An 11,576-nucleotide genomic window follows, 5' to 3' on the forward strand; every position below is an offset into this window, starting at 1 on the left:
CCGCCAACCCCGATCGGCTGGTCTGGGGCAGCGACTGGCCGCATGTCGGGCACGCCGACGATGCGGTCCCGAAGGAGTCCGTGCTGATGGATCTATTTGGGCGTTGCGTGCCTGACGAGGCCGTTCGCAGGAAGATCCTGATCGACAATCCGGCCCGGCTCTACGGCTTCTGAGAGCCGGAGGCCGCGAAGGAATCACGCCGGGCTGCTTCCGGCGGGAGTCTTGGGACGCAGGGCGGCCGTCGAGCTTGCCGTGGCGATCAGCACGTCGTTGGCATCGCGCAGCTCGGCCTCCAGGAAGCCGACGCTCCGTCCTTGCCGGACGACCTTGCCGTAAGCGCGATACAGGCCCGGGTGCGCGGGCAGCAGGAATGCGACCTTGATCTCGAGGCTCGCGACTGTAATCAGGTATTCGCCGCGCAGCAGGCTCGCGGTCGCCATGGCCGCATCGAGCCAGCCCGTGACAATGCCACCCTGCACGATACCGCCCTTGGGATGTCCTTCCGTAGAATGGCAGTGCCGCGGCTCGGCATGCCATTCGATCATGACGCGATCGCGTGTCTGATCATAGGAGACGCCTCCGACGCCGAGCAATTCCCACGCGGCAGGGCGTCGCGCCTCGGTCTGCCTGATCAAGTCTTCATACGACATTTTCGGTGATGGCTCGCAGTTGATGGATGTTCACGAGGCGCGCCGCAATACGCCTCGCAAAACAATCAACACAGGCCGTGTCGCTGCGCAACCGCGCCCGGCGGTGATCAGCTATCCGCCGCGATGCCCTTTTACCACGTGGAGGGATTTCCGCCAAAACCGCGGCGGGCCCGCTTTTCGAGCCAGTAGCCCATCTGCGGCGGGACCGCGCTGAAGGTCGGATCGACGCCGAGCTTTTGGGCCGCATCCATCGCCCAGTTCGGGTTGTGGATGAATTCGCGGCCGACCGCGACGAGGTCGGCCTTCTTGTCCTGCAGGATCGCCTCGGCCTGGTCGCCGTGAATGATGAGGCCCACTGCCATCGTCATGATATCGGCTTCTCGGCGGATATAGTCCGCGAACTGAACCTGATAACCGTACTCGTTGAGCCGGAAGAAGTTCGGCACCTTGCTGTTGAGACCGCCGGTGCTACAGTCGATGACGTCGACGCCCTTCGTCTTGAGGATGCGCACCAGCCTGGCGTTCTCCGCCGGTCCCCAACCCGCTTCGTCCTCGATCGAAAGGCGGACGAACAGGGGTTTGGACGCGGGCCAATGCGCACGAACGGACTCGGCGACCTCAATGGCGAATCTCATACGGTTGGCTTCGCTGCCGCCATAATCGTCTGAACGCTGGTTCGCCTCCGGCGACAGGAACGAATGGATCAGATAGCCATGGGCGGCATGCAATTCGACGACGTCGAACCCCGCCTGGTCGGCGCGCGCCGCAGCCTTGCCCCAGGCGTCGATGGCATCGGGAATTTCATGACGTTGCAGCGCCCGCGGCATGAAATAGCCATTGCCGAATGCAAGCGCGCTCGGACCGATCAGGTCCCAGCCGTTCACATCCTCGACCTCCGCAAGCTCCTGGGCGGAGAGGGTTCCATCTCCCTCCCAGGGGCGCCGGGCCTTTCCCTTCCGGCCGGTGTGTCCAAGCTGGATGCCGGCCGCCGCGCCGTTCGACTTGATGAAGCTCGCGATGTCGCGAAGCGGCGCGATGAACTTGTCGTCCCAGATGCCGAGATCTCCAACCGTGCCGCAGCCGCGGCGCTCGACCTTGGTCGACTCGATGATAACAAGGCCCGCGCCGCCTGCGGCGAACTTGCCCGCATTGGTGATGTGCCAGGGTGTCGGGAAGCCGCGTTCTGCCACGTATTGCAGCATCGGCGGGACCACGATCCGGTTCTTGAACGTCACATCCCGAATGCGTAGCGGCGAGAACAGCAGCGTTTCCTTCATCCCGGCCTCCCTTTTGTTGATCAAGATTAGGAGGCCGGCCCAGGCATGCCAATGCGCGTCAGTGACGGCGTCGCATTTACATGGATATGAAAAGGGGTGTTCTGCGAGACGGCATCGTGCTCTCGACTGCTATTCTGGCGTCGCCTGCAAAACTGCCGCCAAGGCCTGTCCCGATTTCGCGAGGATCTTCTGTCTCGCTTCAGCGATCCAGTCGAGAGGCGGTGACATGTCCCGCAAACCCATCTCGACGCCGAGATCGTTGAGGGCCCTCTGATCGAACGATATCGAGTCGTCAGCCCAGCGGTTCATCTGCTCCGCCCAGAGCTTGCAAAGATCGTCGGCCGAGAGCCGTTCGTACCGGCGGCCGCGCACGAGATAGGATTGTCGACGTTCCGATTGGCGGTTCTTCAGCAGAAGCTCGATTGCTTCTCTCGCCTGATCGGTCACGGTTCATCCCCTCCCGAAGCCTGTTCGGGGCGAGATAAGCATAAATTCGGTGTGACCGGAAGCCAAGCCGGGACTCCGGCTCGATCGGAGCGGTGGAAGCCGCCCTCTGAGCGGCAGCCTCAGGCTGCCCGCTCAGAATTCCTCCTACGACGCCTGGAGATCAGGACTTCTTCATCAGCGAGCACTTGCTCTGATCGCGGGGGATGTTGGCATCCTCGGCCGGAACGGTCGCGACCACGTCGTAGAAGTCCCACGGCGTCTTGGACTGCTCCACCGTCTTTGCTCGCAGCAGATAGTAGTCGTGGATGTGCATGCCGTCCTCGCGCACATAGCCCTTCTCCGAGAAGAAGTCGTTCACGGGCATCGAACGGAATTTTGCCAGCACGGCGGCGTTATCGAGCGTTCCGGCCGCTTCGACGGCCTTCAGATAGTGCATGGTCGCCGAGTACATACCGGCCTGAACCATGGTAGGCATGCGGCCGACCTTCTCGAAGAACCGCTTTCCGAACGCGCGCGAGGCATTGTTCCGATTCCAGTAGAAGGCCTCCGAGGTGTAGAGACCCTGCAGGTTGGGAAGGCCGACCGACTTGGCATCGGTGATCTGGAACAGCAGGGCGGCGACCCGCATTTTGCTCTTCTGGCCGAGCAGGCCAAACTCGTGAGCCTGCATCAGCGAGTTGGTGGTGTCACCGCCGGCATTGGCGAGCGCCAGCACGTTGGCGCTCGAGTTCTGCGCCTGCAGCAGGAATGAAGAGAAGTCGCTGGTGTTGAAGGGGTGCCGCACCGAACCAGCCACCTTGCCGCCGGCTTCCTTGAGCACGGCAGACGCATCGGACTCGAAGGCTTGTCCGAAGGCATAATCGGCCGTCAGGAAGTACCATTCATTGCCGCCCTGGCCCATCAGCGCCTTCGCTGTGCTGCGCGCCAGCGTGTAGGTGTTGTAGGTCCACTGGAATGTATTGGGCGAGCATTTTTCGTTCGTGATGGCGGAAGCGCCGGCCGACGACACGATCATCATCTTGTTCTTGTCCCGTACCAGATCGGCCAGAGCCAACGCGACCGCGGAGTTTCCGATATCAAGGATAACATCCACGCCTTCCGTGTCGATCCATCTCCTGGCAATGCCCGAAGCGATGTCGGTCTTGTTCTGGTGGTCGGCGAAGACGAGTTCGATCGGCCGACCCAGCAATTTGCCGCCGAAATCAGCGATCGCCATTTTGGCGACTTCGACCGCCGCAGGCCCGGCGGCATCCGCATACTGCCCCGACTGGTCGTTGAGCACGCCAAGCTTGACCGGCTTCGATGCAGGCGCCTGCGCATGAGCCGAAGCAAGGCTCAGGAAAACCATCGATGCTGCCAGCACAGTTCTCATTTCTTCACTCCCTTTTGAAATTTTGATGCTTGAAGTCAGAATTGATCTTGCGAGGTGATTTGCGCGAGCGAGACCTTACTCGGCGGCCTCGCGGTATCGCTCCACCCCGTCCAGGCTTTCGCCATTGGCACGAAGGGCGCCGCCCCATTTTGCGAGCCACCAGCCATATTGCTCGGGCCACTTCTCGAAGTTGCCGGTCAATCCGAAATGCTCTGCGGCGTGGAGCGCCCAGAACGGATCGTAGAGCATCTGGCGCGCGAGGAAGATGAGGTCGGCCCGGCCGTCCTGCAGGACCTTCTCGGCGAAGTCTGGAGTGCGGATCATGCCGACGGCTCCGGTCGCAATACCTGCCTCGTGCCGGATGCGTTCGGCAAACGGCACTTGATACCCCGGACCCCGGTTGAGATTGGCATTGGTTGATCCAGCGCGCAGATTGCCGCCCGTCGAGCAGTCGACCAGGTCGACGCCCAGTTCCTTCAATCTACGGGAGAAAACGACGCTGTCTTCGATCTCCCAGCCTCCGTCGATCCAGTCCGTCGCGGAAATGCGCACGAACAGCGGTGTCGACGAAGGAAGCGCGGCTCTCACCGCGCGCGCCACTTCAAGCGGAAAGCGCATCCGGTTTTCGAGGCTGCCGCCATATTCATCCGTGCGGAAATTAGCGAGCGGCGACAGGAACGACTGCAACAGGTAACCGTGAGCCATGTGAAGCTCGATGACGTCGAAACCCGCAAGTAACGCTCGGCGCGCCGTTGCGACGAAGGCATCACGCACGCCAACGAGGCCTTCTTTGCTGAGAGGAATGGGAGTCTGGAAGCCGTCGGAGAACGCGACATCCGACGGACCCGTGGGCACCCAGGTTTCCTCGCCCATCTCGATGTCGCGATCGGTCAGATGGCTGTTGCCTCGAAACGCGCGCTGCTGGCTGGATTTCCGTCCGCCGTGATTGATCTGGATCGCAGCTTTTGAGCCATGCGATTTGATGACATGGACGATCTGGCGCATGCCATCGATCTGGCCGTCCTCCCACAATCCCGGATCGCCGTTGGTGATGCGTCCCTTCCGCGTGACCGACGTCTGTTCGACGAAGACGAGACCGGCCCCGCCCTGGGCGAACTTGCCGTAGTGAACCAGATGAAACGGAGTGACATAACCGTTCACGGCCGAATACATCCCCATCGGCGAGACGACTATGGGGTTGCTCAGCTCGACGCCACGGAATGCGATGCTTTCAAACAGCTTGACCATTGTGATCTCCCCCTGAATTCGCGAAGCAGGACATTTGCGCCCCGATATTCGTCATGCTTGTGCGATGGCACCAGCGCGGCGCAACGCGTCGATCTCGCCGTCGGACAGGCCGAGATATTGCGAAAGGACCTCGCGATTGTGCTGACCGAGACGCGCGGACGGGACGTAGTCGGGCGCCGCCGTGTCGTGCAGTACAAGCGGACTGCGATGAACGAGGATGTCGCCGTATTCGGGATGCGCGATCTCACGCAGCATGCCACGGGCGTGAAGGTGCTTGTCCTCGATCACCTCTCGCAGGTCGCGAACCGCGGCGCAGGGCACCCGGTTGATACGGCAAAGCTCGGTGATTTCGTCGCGCGTGAGCTGCGAGGACCAGTCGGACACGATCTGGTCCGTCAGGTCGATGTGCTTCAAACGGTCAAGCACCGTCTTGAAGCGCACATCGTCGGCCAGCTTCGGCTGCCCCATCGCGCGCGTCAGTCCGGTCCAGTGGGATTCGTTGACGCTGATGATGGCGACATAGCCGTCGGATGCGGGATAGACATTATAGGGCGCCTCGGCCAGCCCGCCGTGACGATTGCCGGTGCGAGGGGCTGCCGCCTTGCGATTGAAGACATCGGCCAGGTTCGAGGCCATCGCCGGGTAGACGGTCTCGACCATCGCGATCTCGACCAGCCGGCCGCGGCCGCTTTTCTCTCGATCGTAGAGCGCGGTGAGAATGCCGGCATAGAGATGCACGCCGCTGATGAAGTCGGTGATGGCCGGACCCGCCTTGACCGGAGGACCATCGGCAAATCCTGTCACGCTCATGATGCCCGACACGGCCTGGACGGTCAGGTCCATTGCCAGATTGTCGCGGCTGGGCCCCGACAGACCGTAGCCGGTAGCCGAGCCGTAGATCAGCCGTGGATTGATGGCGCTGAGTGCGGCGTAGCCGACTCCCAGTCGATCGAGCACGCCGGGGGCGTAGTTCTCGATCAGCACGTCGGCCTTCGCCGCGAGCTCCTTCAGGACCCTTACGCCATCAGGCGACTTCAGGTTCAGGCTGATGTTGCGCTTGTTGGCATTGAGCATCGCGAACGGGACGGCGTTACCCTTGCTGATGCGGGCGCGATGGCGCACCGGCTCGCCGTTCGGCGGCTCGACCTTGATGACGGTCGCGCCGGCCTGTGCCATCAGGAAACCGGCATAGGGACCCTGATAGACCTGGCCGAGGTCGATGACGATTACGCCGTCGAGCGGCAGCTTCTTGCTGTTGTTGTCCAAAATGTCCTCGGTGTGGTCAGAAATTGTAGAGCCGCGCCGGATTGGCGATCAGGATCTTGTGGCGAGTGGCTTCGTCGGGAACGCATTCGTGAAGCAGGCGAAGCAGATCCTGAAGATCCGGCATCGTCTCGGCGTTATGGCCGACGTGAGGCCAATCGCTACCCCACACCACCTGATCTGGCGCAGCCTGAACGATGGCGCGCATGAACGGTGCAGTGTCCGCATAAGGGCGTCCAATCCGGGTGTTGCGGTCCGCACCCGAGATTTTGGTCCAATAGCGGCCGGTTTTCAGCCGATCGGTGAAGGCGCGAAAATCCGGATGCTCATGGCCCTTGTCGGCCATCGTCCGGGACATGTGATCGATCACGTAATTCAGCGGCAGCTTCTCCAGATCGGCCGCTGCATCGGCCAGATCCGAACTCTCGATCCAGAGCTGGGCGTGCCAGCCCCGCTCCGCGATGCGAGGAGCGAGCTTGATCAGATCGTCGTAGCTGGTGCCGAGCGTCGAAACCGGCTTGCCGTCCTGCCGAATCATGGTGACACGCACCGCCTTGAAGCCGGCATCGGTAAGTTCATCGAGCCGGCAATCCGAAACGTCAGGCCGGAGTATCGCGACGGCACGAAGCCTATCGGGATAACGGCGAAGCGCGTCGTAAGTGACGGCGTTGTCTTCTCCTGATCCGACAGCATGAACGATGACGCCGCGGGTGACCCCGAGTTTGTCCCAGACGGCAAAGGCGTCTTCGATCGTGAATGGTCGTGAGGCGGTAAAGCGTCCCTCGTTTCCAGGCGGAAAGCGATCGAAGGGACCGTAAACGTGGAAATGACAATCGCAGCTGCCTTCAGGCAATCGGTGGTTCATGCTTTCAAATTCCTGTTCGGTCTCGAGAGGTGTTGCCGCCACCGCGCGCAGCGGCTTGGCCGGCGTCGCCATCGTGAGCGGGCTGGTTTGATCTCGGGGAGAACGGTCGCGGGCTTCAACGCGGCGATCGGAGTCCGCCCAGCGACCGGCCGATATCAGTCAATCGCGGCTGAACAATTCATTCGCGGCTCCATGACGCCTCCCTGCAAGTCCCGCCGGCTGTGGCAGGCATTTTTGTTTTTGAGCGGCGCTAACGCCGCAGCCTCGTCGGCGGGAAGAACATTATTAGCGGCACCGCTTGGAGTCCATCGTGTTACATATATGTAGCTCTATTTCTATATATATGGAAATGGTTGAGCTTGGTCCTGAGAGGTGCTAATCGGTTACTAGTCCTGGCGATAGTCTGTCAGGTCAGAGTTCTATTGCCCGCGCTTTCCGGTAGAATCATTTCTACGTATATGTAAATGACAACTTCCAGCATCAAGTCTGCCAAGCGTATCTTCGAGGTCCTCGAGTATTTTGAGGATGTGAAGCGCCCGATCTCACTGAAGGAGGTGGCGACGAAGTGCGACTATCCGACCTCCAGTGCCGCTGCCCTGTTGAAGAGCATGGCGATGCTCGGATACCTATTCTACGACAGCTACAACCGCACCTACATGCCGACGATGCGCATCGCGCAAATGGGTCGATGGCTGGACACGGGGCTCTTTGGCGACAGCGCCATCCTTGCCTTAGTCGATTTCGTCCATGGGAAACTCGACGAGCTTGTCAGCATCAGCACACAATCTGATCTGTATGCTCAGTACATTCACGCCTTGCAAACCAGCAAGCGCCTTCGTTTCGAAGTGAAGCCCGGCGATGTCCGGCCGCTCGCAATTAGCGGAATCGGACGCACATTGCTCAGTGGTCATACCGACGTGGAGATTGAACGGCTCCTGCGGCGGATTAACGCCGTTTGCCCGCCGGAAGAGCACTTCGAACTGAACGCGCTGATGAAGATCGTCAACAGCATCCGGCGCGACGGTTACATGTTCTCCAAGCACATTATCGTCCAGGACGCCGGCGTCATCGCCGTCCTGCTGCCAAAGCGTGATTTCGGACGCAATTTGGTCCTTGGCGTCGGCGGGCCGGTATCCCGCCTTGAGGAAAGGCAGGACGAAATCCTCGCCTGTATCCGGGAAGGTATCGCGAGATTCTTGTCGTGACCTGACAGATTGAAGAAAATGGCACTCAAAGCTCGCGCCTGAAAGTCTGTCGGCATACATGGTTGGTTGCGACGGATTGCCGGACCCTGATCCAAACCTACGTCATAGGGATTGTGCTTTTCACTTACCAATCACCCCCCCCACGTTGGGCATCGGACGATTACTGACACCAGTCGGAACGTTGATGCCAAGGCCTGCGTTTCCGCGTCGGACCATGAGGTTGTGGTCCGTCATCACCTCGTTCTGACGCCATTCAGGGATCCTGGCCATGAAGCTCTATACCCATCCCCGGCGCAAGCTCGCTCTCGGTCCACATCCTGTTGCGCGAGATCGGGCTGCCCTTCAGCATCGAGGTCGTCAACGTCACCGCCAAGCGGCGCGCCGACGGGTCGGACTACAAGGCCGTCGCCTCGCGTGGCATGGTGCCGTTGCTCGAGCTGGACGATGGCGAGCGGCTGACGGAGAACCTCGTTATCGCCCAGTATCTCTGCGATCGTTCCGAGCGCCACGACCTGATGCCTCCGGCGGGCACCATGTCCCGCTACCACGTCATGGAGTGGCAGAGCTTCATCGCCGCCGAACTGCACAAGAGTCTCGTGCCGTTGTACTGGCCGCGCGTCGAGGCCCGGACGGGCGAACTCGTGGTCGCCCGCATCCGCGGGCGGCTCGGCTTCGTCGAGCGCGAAATGACCGGGGCGTTCCTGACCGGCGACATTTTCACCGCGGCCGACACCTATCTGTTCGTGATCGCGAGCTGGACGCGCTATTTCAAGATCCCGCTCGATGATTGTCCGCGGCTGCTCGGTCTGCTGGAACGGGTCGACCGCCGGCCCTCGGTGCACGCTGCGCTCGCAGCGGAAGGTCCCGGGTTTGTCACCGTCAGCGATCTCAAGCGCTTCCCTGATCTCGTTGCCGAAGGCCCTGAGGCCTTCGGCAGTCATCGCATCCATCGCTCGAGGCACGCCGGACAAAGGCGGCCTCGTGCCATTATGTCCGGCTGATGTCTCAGCACATCTGAACCGCTGCCGAGAACCAGGAGCCGCAGCCGGCAGGTTCGCGCGATCCGGCGCAGCCGGGCGCGCGGTCCATGCACTGCGAGAGGTGCGCTCTTCAGCCGGCGGCGCCGGAGTCCAGCGCGCGGCCGATCTGCTCGATCAACGCGTTGAGCTGCAGCGGCTTCGGCAACACCGCCACCACGCCCGGTCGGCTGAGCGCGAAGCTCTGGTTGTCCTTGGCGTATGCGGTGATCAGGATGATCGGAATCCGGCTGCCGGACTGCGCCAGGCGATCGGCCAATTCGATTCCGGACATTCCAGCCATCTGGACATCGCTGAGAATGCAGCAGGTCTCGGTCCATGCGTCCGAGGCCAGGAACTCCTCGGCGCTGGCGAACAGCCGGGCGCTGTAGCCGACGCTTTCGATCAGGGCCAGCAAGGATTGCCGGACGTCCTCATCATCATCGATGATGGATAGCAATCGTCCGACCAAAGATGATCCTCCTTGCGCTCTCGGCCGAGCCGGGAACATCTGATTTTTGCGGATTGAGAGTTAAAGACTAGTGCATTCAGTCTTTTCCTCGATCAATATCCGTCACACTGAACGAGGGATGCCGCCGATGCAACGCGATTAGGCGCTTGTGGCCGACTACCAAGGTATAGGGCAGGGTAAATACGGGGGGCGTTGAGGCCGGTGATCTGGTTTGGTAGCCTGTATTCGGGCGATCGGAGCGATGCCCTGTGCTGACGAGCCAGAGGAGCGAGATGCTGTCGCCCGACCCGTCAACTTCGAAGCGGAGGCCGAATATTGTGAGCGCACCGACCGGTGATCCCGTGGTTCTGGTCGTGGATGACGACATCGCGGTGCGCGAGAGTCTTGGGGATCTGCTGGCTTCGGTCGGTATCGAGTCTCTGCTGTACGGCTCAACCCAGGAACTGTTGTCGGCCGGTCTACCGGATCGGCCAGCCTGCCTGGTGCTCGACCTCCGCTTGCCCGGGACCAGCGGGCTCGAACTGCAGTCGCGATTGACTGAGATGGGTTTCACGATCCCGGTAATCTTCATTACGGGCCACGGGGATGTCCCGACCTCCGTCCGGGCCATGAAGGCGGGAGCCGTCGATTTTCTGCCGAAGCCGTTTCGCCATCAGGAGTTGCTTGACGCCGTTCTGGGGGCCTTGCGCGACGACGAGGAGCGGCGCTCGAAAGACGAGGAGATGGTGCAATTGCGCCGGCTGGCGCAGCGGCTCACGGCGCGCGAGCGCGACGTGTTGCGTGGAGTCGGCCGCGGCCTCCTCAACAAGCAGATCGCTCACGAACTCGGCGTGTCCGAGATCACCGTGAAAATGCATCGCAGCAGCGCCAAGCGAAAGCTCAACGCCGTATCCGCTGCGGATATCGTCGGCAAGATCGCCGCGCTCGGCCTCTAACCGTCGCCCGCCGCAGCGCGTGGAACGCGAAAGATGAAGCGTGCACCCGGCGCGTCGGATCGATTCTCCGCCGTCAGGCTGCCGCCGAGCGACTGCACGATCGAGCGACATACGGACAGGCCAAGCCCCATGCCGTCCTTCTTGGTGGTGAAGAAGCTGTCGAACAGGCGCCGCTCGACATGAGGCTCGAGGCCGGGTCCGTCGTCGACCACGGAGCATTCGACGTAGCCGTCGCTGCCGCCGATGCCGACGACCACATGGCCATGCGCGGCCTCGCCGGCGGCGATCGCCTGCATCGCATTGATCACCAGATTGGCGATCACCTGTTCGAGCTGGGTTCGATCGGCCATCACTATGAAGGAGCCGCCCATGACGCGAAGGTCGAGCGTCACCCGCATGGCCCGCGCCTGATGTTCGACGAGGCCGAGAGCGTTCTGCGCGACCTTCGACATGTCAAGGGACTGGCGCTCGGGCGCCGAACTCCGGGCCGCGCCGCGGATCCGTTCGATGATACGCGAGGCGCGTTCCGCCTGGCCGACCAGCCGCGTCAACTGGTTTCGCACCCGATCGAGGTTGGGAGGATCGCGATCCAGCCAGCGCAGGCCGGCTTCGCCACTCGCGCCGATCGCCGCGAGGGGCTGGTTGACCTCGTGCGCGATCGAAGCCGCCAGTTCGCCGAGCATGGAGATGCGGGCCGCGTGGGCGAAATCGGCTTGCAGCGCGGCCAGATCCGCCTCGGTCTTCCGTCGATCCGTGACGTCGATCATCCCGGCCAGCGAGAAGCGCCTGCCGTTCTCGTTGATAAAATTCATCGTCAGCAGCACGT

Annotated in this window: 13 protein-coding genes; 4 read left to right on the top strand and 9 right to left on the bottom strand. The window is 61.8% G+C overall.

All coding sequences use genetic code 11. The annotated features are described in order from the left end of the window. The first annotated feature begins 17 nt into the window (after positions 1 to 17). The gene (locus JHD07_RS00340; RefSeq protein ID WP_291617920.1) at positions 18 to 173 is read left to right on the top strand and encodes an amidohydrolase family protein; all 156 of its coding nucleotides are present in this window, start codon (positions 18 to 20) and stop codon (positions 171 to 173) included. 21 nt (positions 174 to 194) lie between these two features. Here JHD07_RS00340 and JHD07_RS00345 read toward each other — a convergent pair whose 3' ends face one another. The 7 genes from JHD07_RS00345 to JHD07_RS00375 form a co-directional block, all read right to left on the bottom strand. After that, positions 195 to 650, bottom strand: a complete 456-nt coding sequence (locus JHD07_RS00345; protein WP_074447748.1) for a PaaI family thioesterase — start codon at positions 648 to 650, stop codon at positions 195 to 197. A 131-nt stretch (positions 651 to 781) separates the two neighbouring features. Next, a complete protein-coding gene (locus JHD07_RS00350) occupies positions 782 to 1,927 on the bottom strand; it encodes an NADH:flavin oxidoreductase/NADH oxidase (RefSeq protein WP_291617840.1) in 1,146 nt (381 codons plus the stop codon). Between the two features lie 129 nt (positions 1,928 to 2,056). Beyond that, a complete protein-coding gene (locus tag JHD07_RS00355) occupies positions 2,057 to 2,374 on the bottom strand; it encodes a hypothetical protein (RefSeq protein ID WP_074447749.1) in 318 nt (105 codons plus the stop codon). Positions 2,375 to 2,534: 160 nt separating this feature from the next. Continuing rightward, on the bottom strand, positions 2,535 to 3,746 hold the full coding sequence (locus JHD07_RS00360) for an ABC transporter substrate-binding protein (protein ID WP_291617841.1): 1,212 nt from the start codon (positions 3,744 to 3,746) through the stop codon (positions 2,535 to 2,537). Positions 3,747 to 3,821: 75 nt separating this feature from the next. Then, positions 3,822 to 4,994, bottom strand: coding sequence for an NADH:flavin oxidoreductase/NADH oxidase (locus JHD07_RS00365; RefSeq protein ID WP_291617842.1), 1,173 nt, complete (start codon positions 4,992 to 4,994; stop codon positions 3,822 to 3,824). Between the two features lie 51 nt (positions 4,995 to 5,045). Then, positions 5,046 to 6,260 (bottom strand): CoA transferase, encoded by a 1,215-nt coding sequence (locus tag JHD07_RS00370; RefSeq protein ID WP_291617843.1) that lies wholly within the window; start codon positions 6,258 to 6,260, stop codon positions 5,046 to 5,048. 16 nt (positions 6,261 to 6,276) lie between these two features. Beyond that, a complete protein-coding gene (locus JHD07_RS00375; RefSeq protein WP_291617844.1) occupies positions 6,277 to 7,122 on the bottom strand; it encodes an amidohydrolase family protein in 846 nt (281 codons plus the stop codon). 464 nt (positions 7,123 to 7,586) lie between these two features. Here JHD07_RS00375 and JHD07_RS00380 point away from each other — a divergent pair, with 464 nt between their 5' ends. Together JHD07_RS00380 and JHD07_RS00385 are read left to right on the top strand one after the other, a co-directional pair. Next, positions 7,587 to 8,327, top strand: a complete 741-nt coding sequence (locus JHD07_RS00380; RefSeq protein ID WP_291617845.1) for a helix-turn-helix domain-containing protein — start codon at positions 7,587 to 7,589, stop codon at positions 8,325 to 8,327. 284 nt (positions 8,328 to 8,611) lie between these two features. Then, positions 8,612 to 9,328 carry a glutathione S-transferase N-terminal domain-containing protein gene (locus JHD07_RS00385; protein WP_291617921.1) on the top strand — a complete coding sequence of 239 codons (717 nt, stop codon included), beginning with the start codon at positions 8,612 to 8,614 and terminating at the stop codon, positions 9,326 to 9,328. Between the two features lie 109 nt (positions 9,329 to 9,437). On the opposite strand, the gene JHD07_RS00390 is transcribed toward JHD07_RS00385, so the two are convergent. After that, positions 9,438 to 9,854: a response regulator gene (locus tag JHD07_RS00390; protein WP_291617846.1), complete on the bottom strand. Its 417-nt coding sequence runs from the start codon at positions 9,852 to 9,854 to the stop codon at positions 9,438 to 9,440. A gap of 233 nt (positions 9,855 to 10,087) precedes the next feature. Here JHD07_RS00390 and JHD07_RS00395 point away from each other — a divergent pair, with 233 nt between their 5' ends. Continuing rightward, the gene (locus JHD07_RS00395; RefSeq protein WP_291617847.1) at positions 10,088 to 10,750 is read left to right on the top strand and encodes a response regulator; all 663 of its coding nucleotides are present in this window, start codon (positions 10,088 to 10,090) and stop codon (positions 10,748 to 10,750) included. Here the strand turns inward: JHD07_RS00395 and JHD07_RS00400 are convergent. After that, the coding region (locus JHD07_RS00400) for an ATP-binding protein (RefSeq protein ID WP_291617848.1) at positions 10,747 to 11,576 on the bottom strand (830 nt) is incomplete at its 5' end. The two genes, JHD07_RS00395 and JHD07_RS00400, sit on opposite strands and share 4 nt — an antisense overlap.

Origin of the sequence: Bradyrhizobium sp., assembly GCF_016462955.1 — a bacterium.
Classification (GTDB): Bacteria; Pseudomonadota; Alphaproteobacteria; order Rhizobiales; family Xanthobacteraceae; genus Bradyrhizobium.